The organism is Kribbella sp. NPDC043289, assembly GCF_056436705.1.
In genome coordinates, this window is sequence record NZ_JBWKCB010000001.1 from 893091 (window position 1) to 909433 (window position 16343).

The 16343-nt window shown below is 69.1% G+C and carries 12 protein-coding genes; 5 read left to right on the forward strand and 7 right to left on the reverse strand.

Annotated elements, in window-relative coordinates; translation table 11 throughout:
* The first annotated feature begins 14 nt into the window (after positions 1–14).
* Together AC0662_RS04165 and AC0662_RS04170 are read left to right on the forward strand one after the other, a co-directional pair.
* Positions 15–1805 (forward strand): hypothetical protein, encoded by a 1791-nt coding sequence (locus AC0662_RS04165; protein WP_478298405.1) that lies wholly within the window; start codon positions 15–17, stop codon positions 1803–1805.
* A gap of 82 nt (positions 1806–1887) precedes the next feature.
* Positions 1888–3618 (forward strand): redoxin domain-containing protein, encoded by a 1731-nt coding sequence (locus tag AC0662_RS04170; protein ID WP_478298406.1) that lies wholly within the window; start codon positions 1888–1890, stop codon positions 3616–3618.
* On the opposite strand, the gene AC0662_RS04175 is transcribed toward AC0662_RS04170, so the two are convergent.
* Entirely contained in the window at positions 3605–4834 is a 1230-nt protein-coding gene (locus AC0662_RS04175) for an MFS transporter (RefSeq protein WP_478298407.1), read from the reverse strand. The genes AC0662_RS04170 and AC0662_RS04175 overlap by 14 nt on opposite strands.
* Positions 4831–5472, reverse strand: a complete 642-nt coding sequence (locus tag AC0662_RS04180) for a GntR family transcriptional regulator (protein ID WP_452200410.1) — start codon at positions 5470–5472, stop codon at positions 4831–4833. Before AC0662_RS04180 ends, AC0662_RS04175 begins: the two co-directional genes overlap by 4 nt.
* Before the next feature lie 90 nt (positions 5473–5562).
* On the opposite strand from AC0662_RS04180, the gene AC0662_RS04185 reads away from it, so the two are divergent.
* Complete coding sequence (locus AC0662_RS04185; protein WP_478298409.1) at positions 5563–7668, forward strand: transglycosylase domain-containing protein; 2106 nt, start codon at positions 5563–5565, stop codon at positions 7666–7668.
* A 19-nt stretch (positions 7669–7687) separates the two neighbouring features.
* On the opposite strand, the gene AC0662_RS04190 is transcribed toward AC0662_RS04185, so the two are convergent.
* The 3 genes from AC0662_RS04190 to ligA form a co-directional block, all read right to left on the reverse strand.
* The gene (locus AC0662_RS04190; protein WP_478298411.1) at positions 7688–9808 is read right to left on the reverse strand and encodes a hypothetical protein; all 2121 of its coding nucleotides are present in this window, start codon (positions 9806–9808) and stop codon (positions 7688–7690) included.
* A gap of 93 nt (positions 9809–9901) precedes the next feature.
* A complete protein-coding gene (locus AC0662_RS04195) occupies positions 9902–11509 on the reverse strand; it encodes a DHA2 family efflux MFS transporter permease subunit (protein ID WP_452200404.1) in 1608 nt (535 codons plus the stop codon).
* Between the two features lie 70 nt (positions 11510–11579).
* Entirely contained in the window at positions 11580–13577 is a 1998-nt protein-coding gene (gene ligA / locus AC0662_RS04200) for an NAD-dependent DNA ligase LigA (protein ID WP_478298413.1), read from the reverse strand.
* 114 nt (positions 13578–13691) lie between these two features.
* Here ligA and AC0662_RS04205 point away from each other — a divergent pair, with 114 nt between their 5' ends.
* Together AC0662_RS04205 and AC0662_RS04210 are read left to right on the forward strand one after the other, a co-directional pair.
* Positions 13692–13832 carry a hypothetical protein gene (locus tag AC0662_RS04205; RefSeq protein WP_478300222.1) on the forward strand — a complete coding sequence of 47 codons (141 nt, stop codon included), beginning with the start codon at positions 13692–13694 and terminating at the stop codon, positions 13830–13832.
* A gap of 308 nt (positions 13833–14140) precedes the next feature.
* Positions 14141–15034 carry a MerR family transcriptional regulator gene (locus tag AC0662_RS04210; protein WP_452200401.1) on the forward strand — a complete coding sequence of 298 codons (894 nt, stop codon included), beginning with the start codon at positions 14141–14143 and terminating at the stop codon, positions 15032–15034.
* Here the strand turns inward: AC0662_RS04210 and AC0662_RS04215 are convergent.
* The gene (locus AC0662_RS04215) at positions 14996–15739 is read right to left on the reverse strand and encodes an anti-sigma factor (protein WP_478298415.1); all 744 of its coding nucleotides are present in this window, start codon (positions 15737–15739) and stop codon (positions 14996–14998) included. The genes AC0662_RS04210 and AC0662_RS04215 overlap by 39 nt on opposite strands.
* Positions 15720–16298, reverse strand: coding sequence for an RNA polymerase sigma factor (locus tag AC0662_RS04220; protein WP_452200397.1), 579 nt, complete (start codon positions 16296–16298; stop codon positions 15720–15722). Before AC0662_RS04220 ends, AC0662_RS04215 begins: the two co-directional genes overlap by 20 nt.
* Between the last annotated feature and the right edge of the window lie 45 nt (positions 16299–16343).

Genomic DNA, 16343 nt, shown 5'->3' on the forward strand with positions numbered 1-16343 from the left:
CAGGAAGTAGATTCATGCGTCGCGGACAAGCCGGCACGGTGGTTCCCCAGTCGTACGACGCGTTGGTGAACGTCGTCTTTCTGGCCACCCCGGTCAGACTCGGCCGGCACCGCCGAGTGCTGCTCGCGCACGCGATCGTCCAAGGCCTCGAAGACGGTACGCCGGACACGGTGTTCAGCGTGGCGATCAGGGAAGCTCTGGTCGCGCGTTCTGTTCCGCGCTGGATGGGGATTCGGGGACTGCGGTTCTTCCCGGTGACCGATTCGCTGCAGCCGCTGCAGAGCGAGGTCGAGCTGTACCGGTCCGCGCCGGAGGTGCGTGCGGCGTGGGCGCTGCTGCACCGGTCCGGGCTCGAGGACGATGCGCTGGTCGGGGTACTGCGCGATGCCGGGATCACCGCGCCGGAGAATGTGCTCGCCGCGGCTCGGCAGATCTCGGTTCCGGCCGATCAGATCTTCGACCCGTGCGCGGTGAAGCTGGCGCCGGAGTGGAATCGGCGGACGCGACCGCGGTTCGCGCTGCTGGCGATCCCGGCCGTGCTCGTGGTGCTCGGTCTGGTCGCGGCCGGCCTGATCTGGCGGCTGAACGGCGACTCCACGACGCAGCCGCAGGCGACGAGCATGGGCGTGGCGGACTCGCGCGGCCCGGCGCGGCAGGCCTCCTTCAGCGCGGCGGCCTCGGACGACGAGTGGCGCCGTACCTCCAAGCTCGACTTCAGTGCGTGGCCCGCGCGCGGCGAACTCCTGCAGGACAAGGGTTTGCAGGACCGCATGTGGCGCTTCTGGGAGAAGCAAGCGCAGATCGACGCGGCCCCGGGTACGTCGACCGTGGCGCCGACGACCCCGCCCTCGGTGCTGTACGCCGGCAACGTCGACGGATCCCTGGTCGTGGTGGTGTACGACGGTCAGCGGCTCGGCCGCTACACCGAGGCCGGCGGCCGCGGCAGTCTGCGGCTGGACCGGGTCGACTCGGCGGATCTGATGACGTCGGCGGCGCTCGTCGTGAGCCGTGGTCCGCAGGGCCGCAGGTATCTGCTCGCGCCGTGGATCGCCGGTGCCGGCGTGCGCGATCTCGCCGTACGGGATGCGGTGTCGCGTCCGCTCGCGGTGACGAACGGGCTCACCGCTGCGGTTCCCGCGGGCGGTGCCGGTTGCCGGAGCCGGTTCGTTCTCGAACTGCGCAGTTCGCCCGCGGTGGCGGAGAAGCACGCGTTCGTGCTCGCGGACCTGGATGCCTTCGTGCCCACGCACCTCACCTATATGCCGGCGCCGGACGGGGGAGCGGCACGCCCGCCGCGCGAGGTGCTGAGCACCGACGCGCGCAACTCGTGGGCCTTGCACGCGTGCAGTTTGGATGCCTGGCGCAACAGTTCGGCGCGGCTCATCAACAGTTGGGCGTTCGCCGAACAGACGCTCCCCACGGGTGGCACGGCTCGTTGGACGTGCTTGCGGCTGGATACCTGGACCGGCGGCGGCCAGGCCAGCATCCGGCTGGAGCCTCCCTCGGGTGCGGCACTGCCCGTGTCGGCGGCGACGAACACCAGCGCCTGCAGCCGGTTTTCCCAGAACGTGGTCGCCGCGACGCTCTGGCGCGCCCCGAACCGCGCTTCCTACTTGCTGGCCGCGGGCAGCCGCCGCATCTCGCATATCACCGTCCGCGAGAACCGCGGCGCGCAGACGTACGGCACACCGGTCGCACTCCCGTTCCTCTCAGGCACCGCGGTCACGAGCATCGCCGGCAAGGAAACCACCGGAACGACGATTCCCGGTCTGATCAACCCGGCTCTCACTCGCGCCGCGCGCTGATCGCGGGCCTTCGGCCCATCCGAGGTGACGTCGGGGCCGAAGAGATGGTGTTGCTTCGGTCGTCGATCGTTGGAGTCGCACCATGGTCACTCTCGCCCTCATCGGTCTGCTCGGTGGTCTGATCACCGGGGTCTCGCCCTGTGTGTTGCCGATGCTGCCGATCATCTTCTTCGCCGGTACGACGGGAAGATCTGCGCCCGCGCAATCGGCGAGCGGCGGCGTCCTGGTCGACGAGGCACCGGTCCGCCGTGGTGGGCGGCCGCTGAAGATCATCGCCGGGATCGTGATCAGTTTCAGCCTGTTCACGCTGACCGGCTCGGTGATCCTGTCCGCGCTCGGACTGCCCGACAGCTTCCTGCGCTGGGTCGGCCTCGTGGTGCTCGGACTGGTCGGTCTCGGGTTGATCTTCCCGGCGCTCGGGCATCTGATCGAGCGGCCGTTCTACCGGTTGCCGAAGGTCAATCGTCAGGACGGTGGCGCGTTCGTGCTCGGTCTGGGTCTCGGCACGCTGTACGTGCCGTGCGCCGGCCCGGTGCTGGCCGCGATCACGGTCGCCGGTGCGACGGGACATATCGGCTGGCGCACCGTGGTGCTGACGGTCTCGTTCGCGATCGGTGCCGCGCTGCCGCTGCTGGTGTTCGCGTCGGCCGGTTCGCGGATTTCGCAGCGGGTGAAGGCGTATCGGGATCGGGCGCGGGGTTTCCGGATCGCTGGGGGAGTGGTGATGCTGGCGCTTGCGGTGGCGTTGGCGTTCAACATCACGGACGTGATCCAGCGCGCGCTGCCGTCGTACACGAGTGGGCTGGAGCAGAAGGTCGCGGAGAACAAGACCGTGCAGGGTGCGCTCGCACCGGCGATCGGGAACGCGTCGACCGAGCTGTCCAAGTGCACGCCCGGCGCCGCCGAGCTCGCCGAGTGCGGTACGGCGCCTGCGATCCAGGGCACGCAGCAGTGGTTCAACGGCAAGCCCGTCAATCTCACCGACCTCAAGGGTAAAGTGGTGTTGATCGACTTCTGGGCGTACTCGTGTATCAACTGCCAGCGCGCCACCCCGCACCTGCTCGCCTGGGACAAGGCGTACCGCGACCTCGGGCTGGAGATCATCGGGATCCACTCGCCGGAGTTCGCGTTCGAGAAGGACGCGGGCAACGTCGTCGCCGCGATCCGTGCCGAGGGCATCCGCTATCCGGTTGCTCAGGACAACAATTTGGCGACGTGGACGGCGTACCGGAACCAGTACTGGCCGGCGAAGTACCTGATCGATGCGAACGGCGTCGTACGGTCGATCAAGTTCGGTGAGGGGTCCTACGCGCAGACCGAGAACCAGATCCGCGAGTTGCTCACCCAGGCACACCCGGGGATCAAGCTGCCCGACCCCGTGGACGGGAGCGTGCGTGCCGAGGTCGCGGGCAAGGGGCTGACGCCGGAGACCTATCTCGGGTACTCGCGGTCGAAGAACTTCAAAGGCACCGGCTCGATGGCGCCGCGGAAGACCGCGAGTGCGTTCGGGCTGAACGCCTACCAGCCCGACGACACGTACAGTCTGGGTGGCAACTGGACTGTCGGCACGCAGAACGTCACAGCAGCGACCGGCGCCCAGGGGCGTCTGAACTACCGCGCCGCGAAGGTCTACCACGTGCTGTCCGGCCACGGCACCGTCACGGTCTCGATTCCGGGGCAGCCGGACCGAACGATCACCGTGAACGGTACGCCGAACGCCTACCCGCTCGTCGACACCCAGGTGGTCCACCGCGACACCATGACGCTGAAGTACTCGCCGGGCGTCTCCGCCTACACCTTCAGCTTCGGCTGACCAGGTGGCGCGACCAGCCCGACGAGCTGGTCAGTGTGCAGGCCAGACAGGTCAGGGCGACGGCGGTCAGCATCGCCGGGAGGCCGAACCAATGACCGAGGAAGGCCAGCGTGGCGGGCAGCAGGAACCCGACGTACGCGAGGGCGTAGTAGACGCCGGTCAGTCGGCTGAGATCCTCGGGCCGGGCCATGCGCTGCACCTCGAGGAGTCCGGAGACGACCGCGATCCCGTACGCCGCTCCGAGGACCAGCGCGACCGGTACGGCGAGCCACGGACGGGCCACCACAGCGGTCAGGGCCGCCAACGCCATACCGACGGTCATCAACGCCATCGAGACCACGACCGCGCGGGCGGTGGAACGGTCGTCGAGCCGACGGGCGATCGGCTGGACGAGCACTCCGGTGACGAGTGTGGCGACGGTCAGGCCGGAGGTGAACAACAGCGCCCACTTGCCCAGGGACGCGTCGACGACCTGCGGGACGATCGCGTACGCGACGCCGGCGGAGCCGAAGATCCAGGGCGCCATCGGCAGGACGACGTGCAGGAACCGGCGATGCGCGACGCCAGGAACCCGCAGCCTGTCGAGCAGCCGGATGTCCTTGCCGGACTCGCGTCGCGTCTCGACCGATGAGGTCAGCACGAGCCAGAGCGCGGGCAGGCACAGCGCGAGGTGCACGACGTACGGCCAGACGAGAGCGGGAGAGGTCCATTCGGCCAGCAGGCCTGCCGACGCGGGACCGGCGGCGAAGCCGGTCGTGAGCAGGATCGCGGATCGACGCGCGCCCGCTCCGGGGGTCGCGTACGCCGACAGTTCGGTCACCCAGGCGGTGCCGACAGCCATGGCGATGCCGACTGCGATGCCGGACAGTGCGCGGCCGGCGAAGAGTGCGGGGTAGCCGGCCACGTCGCCCAGTGCGAGCAAAGCGCTGCCAGTGAAGGAAGACGCGAGTCCGACGAGCATCAGTGGGCGGCGGCCGAAATGGTCGGACAGTCCGGAGGCGATGAGCAGGCCGGGCACGAGGCCCACGACGTACGCGCCGAGGAAGACGTCGACATCGAGTTGGGAGAACCCGCCGTGCTGGCGGTAGACCATCAACAGCGGCGTGAATTGGTTGCCGCCCCACCCGATCACCAGCATCGCGAGGCCGACCGGCCACCAGGCGCGCTCCGCCACGCGGACCGCGGGAACGGCCCGCACCTGGACGTCAGCAGTCACTGGGCGCCACCCAGAAACGCCGCGTGGGTTGCGGTGAGGTGGGCCGTCAACGACGTGTCGAAGCCGTTCGGATCGCCCTGCTCGATGAACTCGGCCAGTCGGCGGTGCTCGGCGACCAGGGTGGCGAGGTGCTCGGTGCGGGCGCCGATCGAGCTCAGGGCCATCCGGCGCTGCCGATCCGTGAGGGTCGAGTAGAACCGCAGCGAGAGCGCGTTGCCGCTGGCCGCGACGATCGCACTGTGGAACTGCTCGTCGGCCACCACGAAGCCCTGCACGTCGCCCGCGTCCGCGAGCTCCTGCTGCGTCGCGAGCAACCGGATGAGCGTGGCGTGCAGTTCCCCGTTGCCGGTCGCCGCGAGCCGGCGTACGGCGGCGGTCTCGAGGGCCCGCCGAACCTCCAGTACGTCGGTTGCCTCGCCGGGCTCGACCGGGACCACGACCGCGCCCCGTCGGGGCACCAGTCGCAACAGCCCCTCGGCCTGCAGTCTCAGGAACGCCTCGTGGACCGGGGTTCGGCTGATCCCGAGCGGTGCGCCGACCTCGACCTCGCTCAGCAGATCCCCACCGCGGACAGTGCCGGAGAGGATGCCGTCCTTCAGTGACAGGTACGCGCGCTCGGCTGCAGGAATCTCGGTCACAAGTCCTAAGCATACAACCTTGCATGCAAGAACCTTGTAGGGCGCTGAGAGCCACGTGCCTCGGGCGGAGGAGCGACCTAGCCTGGACAGATGCGTGGGGCGGGGCAGCGGGTACGACTGCTGACGCGGTTTTTCGGCGTCAGCGCGTTGGCGGGTGCGTTGGCGGCCGGGTTGGTGATCCCGCTCGCCGGACTGGTCGGGGTCGGCAGTCAGCAGATGGTGAGCTCGCTGCAGCGGGTGCCGCAGCAGCTGGGATCGCAGCCACCGGAGGTCCGGACCCGGATCCTGGCCGCCGACGGCAGCCTGATCGCGTACCTGTACGACGAGAACCGGGTCCCGGTCGGGCTGGCGCACATCGCGCCGAGTATGCGGCAGGCGATCGTCGCGATCGAGGACTCCCGGTTCTACCAGCACGGCGCGCTCGACCTGAAAGGCACACTCCGGGCGCTGATCCGCAACCACACCGACGGGACCACGCAGGGCGGCTCGGACATCACCCAGCAGTACGTGAAGCTGACCCTGTTGGAGAACGCCCGCACCAAGGCCGAGCAGCAGGCCGCGATCGCGCCGACGTACCAGCGCAAGCTGACCGAGCTGCGCTATGCGATCGCGCTCGAGCAGACGTACTCCAAGGACCAGATCCTGGACAAATACCTGAACCTGGCCAACTTCGGTGACGGCACGTACGGCGTCCAGGCGGCAGCCCAGCACTACTACGGTGTGGGCGCCGCCGACCTCAGCCTCGCGCAGTCCGCGATGCTGGCCGGCATCGTGAAGAATCCGAGCGGCTACGACCCGGTGACCAACCCCGGGCCGGCCCGCGAGCGCCGGGACACGGTGCTGGAGCGGATGCTCCAGCTCGGCGTCATCTCGGTCGCCGAGGCGAACTCGGCGCTGCGGACGCCGGTGATCGACCTGTCGCAGGTGCGCCCCGAACTCAACGGCTGCGCGAACTCGGCGTACGCCTTCTACTGCCAGTACGTCGTCTCCAAGCTGCTGCAGAATCCCGCGCTCGGCGCCACCGTGCAGGAACGCGACCACGCCGTGAAAGCCGGTGGCCTGACGGTGTGGACGTCACTGGACCCGCGGATCCAGGCCAACGCACAGTTCTCGATCGACAAGCACAGCAAGCCCAGGGACAACACGATCGCCGCGGTCACGGTGGTGGAGCCGGGGACCGGGCTGGTGAAGGCGATGGTGCAGAGCAAGCCGTACGGCAACGGGCGGCACGAGACGGCGTACAACTACAACGTCGAGAAGTCGTACGCCGGTGGGTACGGCGGGTTCCAGAACGGGTCGACGATGAAGGCGTTCACGATCGCCGCCGCGATCCAGCAGCGCATCCCGATCGACTACAAGATCAACTCGCCCGGCCAGATCGACCTGAGCGGCGTCCGGTACCGGACCTGCCACGGGTACACCCGGGACTTCAACTACCAGCCGAAGAACTCCACCCGGAGCGGCGACTTCACCATGGTCGACGCGGCCCGCTACTCGGTGAACACCTACTTCCTGCAACTGTCCCGGAAGACCGGACTGTGCCCGATCGCGACGATCGCCGCCGACCTCGGGATGTACAACGCGCAGACGATGGGGCCGCTCGACCAGGTGGTGTCGATGACGCTGGGCGTCGGGTACGTGACGCCGCTGATGCTGTCGAACGCGTACGCGACCTTCGCCGCCCGCGGTGTCTACTGCCAGCCGCTGCTCGTCACCTCGATCACCGACCTGAACGGCCAGCCGATCGACACTCCCGCGCAGTCCTGCAAGCAGGTTCTCGAGCCGTGGGTGGCCGACGGCGTCAACCGGGTCCTCAGCGCGGTCATGGAACCCGGTGGGACCGGCGGGCACCTGAAGTTCGGCAGCTGGGACCTGGCCGGCAAGACCGGCACGATCAACCAGAACCTGGCCGTGTGGTTCTCCGGCTACACCCCGAACCTCGCCGCTGCCGCGGTGGTCGCCGACGCGACACCGCCGTACACCAACCTGATCGGCCAGCGGCTCGACGGCCAGGACATCATCGACCCGACCGGATCGGGTACCGCGGGCCCGATCTGGGAGACCACGATGCGCGGCGCCCTGCACGGCCTGCCGGTGGAGCGGTTCACCGCCCCACCCGACCAGGTCCTCGGCAGCTTCGCCAGCTCCAACTCCAGCTCCGCCTCCCCGTCCCCGACGAATACCCCGGGCGGCTGACCCGCCCGGGGCAGGGGTGTCAGAGCTTGATCTCGATGGCGGTTCCACCGGGTACGCCGGGATGGCGCAACCACAGGATGCCGGTCTCGGGGTCGTGGCGGACGTCGGTGAGTTCGGTGCCGTCGGCGGTGACGGCGGACGGTTCGGACGGGACGCGCAGTGCGGTCGTGACATGCACGCTGCTCGGCGCCTCGCAGCTGTAGCGAATCGTGGTCTCGTCGTGCTGCCAGTCGACGACTCGGCCGGCGGAGGCCAGCAATGGTTCGTCGTCATAGGTCAGGTCGCGCAGCCAGGTCAGTTGTCCCGGGCCGAGTTCCCGCTGCCGGACGATGCCGAGCTGCGGGTCCAGGAGGTCGAGGTACTTGCCTTCGACAACATGCGTGCCGCCTGCTTCCTCCAGCACCGCGCCGACGAGGTACGGGCCACGCTGCACCGACAGCCAGTTGGTGGTCTCCCAGGTATGACCACCGGCCTCGGCCAGTTCGCGGATCGCCGCGACCAGCTCGGCGGCGCGTTCCGGTGATTCGCTGAACTCGGCCGGCCTGGACGGCACGAACCGCACCCGGCCCTGACCGACCAGCTGCACGCCGTCCCGTTTGCGGTCCACGCCGAGTGCCTCGGCCAGGTGGTCGGCGCAGGTCTCGTACCGACCCGTCCACCAGGAGCGGATCTCGTGGTACGGGTCGGCGCCGTCACCGACGTACAACAGGCTGCCCCCGCGGCTGACCCACCCGGCCAGCGCGTAGTGGATGCCGGGCGCCAACGGTTTCTGGAATTCGTAGCTCAGGACGAGTACGTCGACATCGTCCAGCGCGTCGGGGGTGTCGATGACGTTCTCGAGCTGCACCGGACAGACCTTCTGCCCGTCGCACAGCGGTGGCAGCGCGAGACCATAGAAGTCCGAGAAGTGCAGCTGCTCGCGACCTTCCAGCGCCAGCGCGTCCTGTAGGCCGTCGTAATGCCCGCTCTCGCCACCGGGCGCCCAGCGCTGGAACATCGCGGTGTCCGAGAGCGCGACGCCGATCCGCGGGCCTTCGTTCGCCCAGCGCACATCGGGCTGGTCGAGGTCCCGGAGGCTGTTCATCGCGACCAGGTAGCTGGTCGCGGTGTCCGGCGGGATCAGCTCGCGCTCGGTCGAGCCTTCGCGCAGGTACGGGCGGTTGAAGATCCGGTTCGGCCACGGCGCCACCTCGTACCGCGAGACGCCCGGGTGCAGCAGCGATGCGATCAGGGTGCGCTGGTAGTTGGCCAGGTAGTCCTCCCAGGTGCGGTCCGGGTGGTCCTCGATCGGGTCGTGCAGGAACCACATCCGGCGGTCGGTGCCGCGGGTGAGGTCCTGCGCGATGCCGTACTCCAGGTACGCCGTTTCGAACGTGCGCTCGGCGACCTTCCCGGCGTACACGTTGGGGGTCCGGGAGGTGCCGGTCCACACCTGCGCGATGGCCCCGTCGATCGAGGGCAGGCTCCGCAGCCGCGACTCGGGGCTGATGATCTGCCACTGCGTGTAGTTCAGGAGGCTGTGCGTCGGGACGTAGAAACGCACCTCGCGACCCTGTTGGAGGGCATCGTCGCGCAGGACAGAGGTGACCCGATCCAGGCTGCGCGACAGGAGGTGCTGCTTGAGCTGTCCGGACCGGAAGTGCGCCTCGGCGGTGCTGTGCGGGGCCTGCCACGGCTCACCGAAGAACGCCTGCCACTCGCGTTTGAACGACTCCGAGTACCCGGCGCGGGCCCAGAACTCCGGCTCCTCGAGGTGGATGCCCTCGACGCCGAGCTCGATGATCGGTCGGAGCTTCTGCACGAGGTACTCGGTGAAGGCGAAGGTCGGCACCATGTACGGGATATCGGGACTCTTCCCGTGCAGGATCGGCGAGCCGTCGCCGGCGGTCTGGGCGTCGGCCCAGTGGCGGGCTCCGTCGAACCGGCCGTCCAGGTAGTCCTGGTACGTGCCCCACGAGATGCCGGTCATCAGGTGTACCCGGTAACCGGCCTCGCGCCAGCGGGCGATGCGCTCCGGTGTGCTCTCGTTGAGCCCGTACACCATCACGAAGTCGGTGCGGAGGTCGATCGATGCCTCGTACGGCGCCTGCTCCTGGAAGCCGGTTGCCTCGCCGTGCTTGTCGGTGCTGTTCGTCGTCATGCGCTCTTCCCGTTCGTCGACTGCCGCCAACCCTGTCGGGTCCGGCACACCGGCGCCAGCATGACGTCAGGTTCTGGACAGCGATTTCCCGCGTCACTCCACGACGGCTCCGGGCGCCTTGGTGTCGACGGGGACGGCCTGAGCACGTTTTCGCGGCAGCATCAGGGCGGGAATCAGTGTGAGAACGACCAGCACCCAGGCGACCCAGTAGGTGTGCGCGAAGGCCGCGGCCGCATCGACCAGACCGCGGACGAGGGCGGCCGGGTCGATGTGCAGTGAGGCGAGGCTCTCCGGGTGCGTGTTGGCCAGGATCGCTGCCTGGGTCTCGTGCAGCCCGCCGTTGAGGCCGGGGACGTTCTCGGTCCCGGGAATGACCGGCGAGTTGCTGAGCTGGTTGGTCAGGATGACCGACATCGTCGCGACGCCACAGGAGGAGGCGATCTGCTGGCTGATGTTGAGCAGCGTCGACCCGCGCGCGACCTGCGGCCCGGCGAGCGTCCGCAGCGCCGTGGTGAACAACGGCATCATCGTGCCGCCCATCCCGAAGCCCATCACGACCAGCATCGCGATGATCAGCGGGTACGGCGTGGTAGCGGTGAGCTGGGTGAGCCCGAACATGCCGATGATGATCAGCCCGATCCCGAAGGGTACGATCCGGCCCACCGGCACCCTGTCGACCAGCCGGCCGGCGATCGGCATCGTCACCATCGCGCCGAGCCCCTGCGGCGCCACCAGCAGACCGGCGTGCAGCGTCGACTCGCCGCGGATCTCCTGGAAGTAGGTCGGCACCAGGAGTAGCCCGCCGAAGAACGCCGCGGCGAACAGGAACATGGTGATGATCGAGATCGTCAGGTTGCGGTCGCGGAACAGCCTGAGATCCAGCAGCGGATGCTCCGGCCGGAAGGAGTGCCAGACGAACGCCGCCATCAGCAGTACCCCGGCCAGCATGGAGACCCACACGCGCGGCGCGCCGAAGTCACCGTTCTCGGCAGGCAGCGAGGAGATGCCGAAGAGGAACAACGCGAGACCGGGCGACATCAGTGCGACGCCGACGATGTCCAGCGACTCCGACCGGCGCGCGTGGTCCCTTTCCAGCGCGAACCAGGCGTAGACCAGCGCGATCGCACCGAGCGGCACGTTGATCAGGAAGATCCAGTGCCAGCTCGCCACCTCGATCAGCCAGCCGCCGAGGATCGGTCCGAGGATCGGGCCGAGCAGCATCGGGACGCCGAGGACGGCCATCAGCCGGCCCATCCGGTGCGGTCCCGCGGCCCGGGTCATGATCGTCATCCCGAGCGGCATCAGCATGCCGCCTCCGAGCCCCTGCAGGACCCGGAACGCGATCAGCATGTTGATCGTCGACGCGGTCGCACACAGCGCCGAGCCGGCGGTGAACAAGAAGATCGCCATCATGTACAGCCGCTTCGTGCCGAACCGGTCGGCCGCCCAGCCGGTCAGCGGGATCACGGTCGCGAGCGCGAGCGTGTACGCCGTGACGGTCCAGGCGACATGCGCGTACGAGACCGGGTTCTCCGCGGAACCGAACTCGATCTGAAAGGTCGGCAGCGCGACGTTCACCACCGTGATGTCCAGGATCGACATCACGGCGCCCAGCACAACGACGCCGGCGATCTTCAGGACCGCGGCGTCGATGTTGTCCGGATAGTCGGGCTGGTCGGAATGAGTAGCGGGCTGGGTCACGGTCGTTCCCCCCTCGGGCACGATTCATGTCTGACCCGAGACTACTCGCGGATTCCGACAAAAGGCGGTGTCAATTCTGGAGGAGATCGGCCTCCTCGAGCTGCCGCCAGATCTCGGACTGGTCGAGGACGGTGACGTCGAGCTTCTCGGCCTTGGCGATCTTGGCGGCGCCGACATCCGCGCCGGTGATCAACAGGTCGGTGCTCGCCGAGACCGAGGACGCGATGGTGGCGCCGGCCTTCTCGCAGAGCCGCTGGAACGCCGGGCGGGCGACCTTCTCGCCGGAGCGTGGGTCGCTGATCGCGCCGGTGACGACCACCGTCTTGCCGGCCAGCGGCGCGCCCGCCGCGACGACCGGCGGGAGGTCCTCCTCGCGGACGTCGAGCGAGACGCCTGCCGAGCGGAGCCGTTCGAGTTCGGGGCGTAGCCGGGTGAGGTGCTCGATCAGTGAGGCGGCGACCTTCGGGCCGATGTCCTCGACCGCGACGAGTCCGTCGACGCCCGCGTCCGCGACCGCTTCGAGGGACCCGAAGCCGGCTCGGCACAGCCGGGCCGCGGTGCCTTCGGAGGCCATCGGAATGGCGAGGCCGATCAGCGCGCGGCGCAGCCCGACCTGGCGGCTGGTGTCGATCGACTCGATCATCCGGGCCGCCGAGACCTCGCCGATCCGGTCGAACTCCAGCAGCCGCTCCGCCGTCAGTTGGTAGAAGTCCGACGGATTCTCGAGGATCCCGGCCTCGGCGAGCCGCTCGATCCAGACCCCGCCGATCGCGTCGATGTCGGCAGCCGCGCGGGACGCCCAGTGGATCAGCCGCCGGACGGTCTGCGCCGGGCAAGAGACGTTCGTGCAGAACAGTTCGCGGCTGTTGCCCTGCTCGGTCAGCGGCTGCTGACAGGACGGGCACACACTCGGCGGCACGATGTCCTGCTCCGCGCCCGTGCGCTTCGAGGCGTCCAGTACGCCGGCCACGAACGGGATCACGTCGCCCGCGCGGCGGACCAGGACCGTGTCACCGATCTTGATGTCCCGGGCCCGGATCACCTCCTGGTTGGCGAGCGTCGCGCGCGTGACCGTCGTACCGCCGACGAAGACGGGCTCGAGCCAGGCGACCGGCGCGATCTTGCCGGTCTTGCCGACGTCCCAGACCACGTCGGCCAGCACCGTGGTCTTCTCCTCGGCGGCGAACTTGAACGCCAGCGCGCCACGCGGCGAGCTCGACCGGGTGCCGGCGGCCGCGAAGGCGTCGCGATCGGCCAGTCGCAGGACGGCGCCGTCCAGGTCGTAGTCGAGTTCGTTGCGCTGCCGCTCGATCGAGGTGATCACCGCCTGAGCCGCGGCCGCGTCGGAGCAGTGCCGCATGTCGGCGGCGGTGAAGCCCATCTCCTTCAGCGCGCGCTCGAGGTCGGCGTCCGTGGCGTCGCGGTCGCTCAGCAGATCGAACGCCAGGAACTGCAGGCGCCGCTCGGCGACCGTGGCCGGATCCTTGGCGCGCAGGGTGCCCGCGGCCGCGTTCCGCGGGTTGATCAGCGGCTTGTCGGGATGCGCTGCGTTGTACGCCGCGAACGTGGAACGCAACATCACCGCCTCACCACGGACCTCGATCCGATCCGGTACGTCGAGGCGCTGCGGGACCCCGTCGGTGAGGGCGCGGACGAGCGGCGTCACGTCGTCACCCGTCGTACCGTCACCGCGGGTGATCGCGCGGGCGAGCTGACCGTTCTCGTAGACGAGCGCCAGCGACAGACCGTCGAGCTTCGGCATCACCACGACCGATTGGCCGGGGAAGCGGCCGAAGAACGCCTCGACCTGCTCCGGACGCGTCGCCTTCTCCAGCGACAGCATCGGCCGCGAGTGCCGCACCGGTGCGTGCAGCACCGTCGGCGCACCGACCTGGTCCAGCGGGTTCGGAATCGGCGTCAACTCCGGGTTGGCCTCGATCAGCGCCCGCAGCTCGTCCTCGATCGCGTCGTACTCCGCATCGGCCACCGCCGGCGAACCGCGGTAGTACGCGTCCCGCAGTACGACGATCCGATCGGCAAGGTCCTGAATCCGCTCCCCAACGTCCACGTCCGGACACTACCGGTCGGCACCGACAACGGCCGTACGGACACGGAGCGGTTGCCTCGGGCGACCAAATGTGCATCAACTGTGCATAAGTTTGAACCCGGACGTCCAGCACGTTTGGAGGCTGTACCACAAGCACACGCAGTACCGCGGCCCGGCCGGACCGAGCGAAACGTGGTCGGTTTCCCGCTGTTCCCGGTCTACGCCGCGAAGGCGGGTGGCTTCTTCTTCTTCTTCTTCTTCTTCGCCGGTGGCTGAACAGCGGCAACGACCCGATCGCCACGCACTCCACATGTCGATCAACACCATCACCTGGGCCTGCCGGGTGCTGATCGTCTGATGCGAACGGTGTCGTCCGGCCGCACCGGCGGCGGGATCGGATCCGGGCCGCGCTGAGCCGGTTCTACTTCGCCGACTCGGTGCAGATACCCACGATCGCCGAACTGACGGATGCGCGCGCCGACGGGTCCGATCGTCACGCTGTCGAGGACTCGGAGCCGTTGGACCGCCTGACGAAGTCCGGGAAGAGCGGTGTCGGCGGGCGGGTTTCGTGACATCGTAGTGAAATGGCAAGTCGCTCGGGCACCACGCAGTACACCGCCTCGGGGGAGGTGGTGTGGCCGGTGGGGCGCGTCGCGGAGATGCTCGGCGTCCCTACCGTGACGATCCGGAGCTGGGAGCGCCGGTACGGGATCGGCCCCTCGCTACGCAGCGCCGGTCAGCATCGGCGCTACTCCGCCGAGGACGTCGCCCGGCTGCGGCAGATGATCGCGCTGATCGCCGGCGGTACGTCGCCCGTCGACGCCGCCCGCCTCAGCGCGCCGATCGGACCGGCCGTGTCCGAACCCAGCGCCTTGCTGTCGTCCGCGGAGACGTACCACGTGGCCGCCATGGCCGACATGCTCGACCGGTCGATCGAGAGTCGCGGTATAGCCCGCGTCTGGACCGAGGTGGTCGCGCCCGCGTTCCATGAGCTCGAACGGCGGTTCGCGGATGCCGGCGACTGCATCGACCTGACCGTCCTGCTGGCCGGCACCGTCGACGAAGCGATCGAGCGCTACATCGTGCGTCGCGGACTGCAGCACCACGGGACGCCGTGCCTGCTGGTGCCCTGCCCGGACGAGCGTCATACCGTCCCGCTGACGGTACTGCGCGCCGTACTGCTCGAACGCGGTATCCCGGTGATCGCCCTCGCCGCGGGTGGCAACGACGCGGCGATCCTGGCCGCGGCCGACCGTGCCGCGCCGGCCGTGGTGGTGTTGTGGACGACCATCCGGCGGACCGGCCAGAGCGTGCTGAGACGACGCGTCGAGGGCCACGGGCACCAGGTGCTGACGGCCGGTCCCGGATGGCTGCGGCCCGACCGCGACCTCGATGACCTCGACGCGGCCGTCGCCCAGGTCATCGACGTCTACCGCTCCTCAGCCAGGCAGCGAACCCCGGACCACACTGTCGTGTGAGTGCTCGGGATTGCCGTCGTCAGGTTCCAGTGAGACGTCGACGATCCGGTAGCCCTGGCTGGTCAGGCCGGTGGGGACCTGGAAGGTTCCGCCGGTGCTGGGGTCCAGGACGCCTAGCGAGACCATGCGTTTGCCGTCCTCGTTGATCAGCCAGACCTCGTAGAAACCCGGCGTCTTGCTGAGGCCGCTGGCGGTGACCCGGAGCTGGCTGCCGCCGGCGTCCCGGACCAGGTCGGCGTTACCGGCGCCGGACTTGCCGTCGAGTGGTTCCAGCCTGATCGCCGCCTCGGTGGTCGGTTGCGCCGCGTTGTCCGAGGTCGCCAACCGCGTGCCGACGATTCCCGCACCGGCGCCGAGGATCGCCGCAACGCTCGCCGCGATCGCGAACGCCGTACGCGTCGGCCGCCACCCACGCCGCCCATCTTCAGCAGGTACGGCGGTTTGCGCGGGCGCCGAACGGTCGATCGCCGGGGCGTGCCCGCGGCCGTTCTGGAAGCCGAGCTCGGCGCCGACGCGGTCCCAGACGTGGCTCGGTGGGTTCTCCAGCCGGGGGAGTTCGCCGAGGTCGCCCGCGATCGTGCGCAGTTCGGCCAAGCGTTCGCTGCAGGGGGCACACCGCCGGAGGTGATCGGTGGCGGCGTCATCGGGGATGTCGCCGTCGATGACCCACTGGGCCAGTAGCTCCTCATCGAGATGTGTCGTCACTTTTCACCTCCTCCAAGCGGTCCCGCAGGTGCAGGAGGCCGCGCCGGACATGACTCTTCACGGTCCCGAGCGGTAACGCGAGTTGCTCCGCGATCGCCGGGTACGTCTGGTCTTCGTAGAACGCGAGCCGAAGGATCGTTCGCCGTGGATCGTCGAGCCTCGCGATCTCGTCGGCGAGCAGTACTCGATCGACGGTGTGCTGGTCCACCTGCTCGGGTGCCGCCTCGGCGTCCAGCAGGTCGGCCGCGGCCGCCGCGTTGCGGTGGTCGCGGTGCCGGGTGGCGAGCCGGTCGGCGATCCGGTGCTTGGTGATGCCTGTCAGCCACGCGCCGAGCTGACCGTGATCGGGGTCGAAGCTGTGCCGCCCGCGCCAGGCGGACACGAACACCTGTTGGGTGACGTCCTCCGCGTCGTCCCGGTCGCCGAGCGCCTTGAGGGCGAGCGTGAAGACCAGGCCGGCCCAGCGCCGGTACGCATCCGCGAGGCTGTCCTCGCGGCCGGCGGCCAAGCCTTTCGCGATGTCCGCGGGAGACGGTTCCCCGGCCCCGGTACTGGTCACGTTCGGAACTCTAGCGAAACCCCACGGTCCGACGCTCGCCGACAG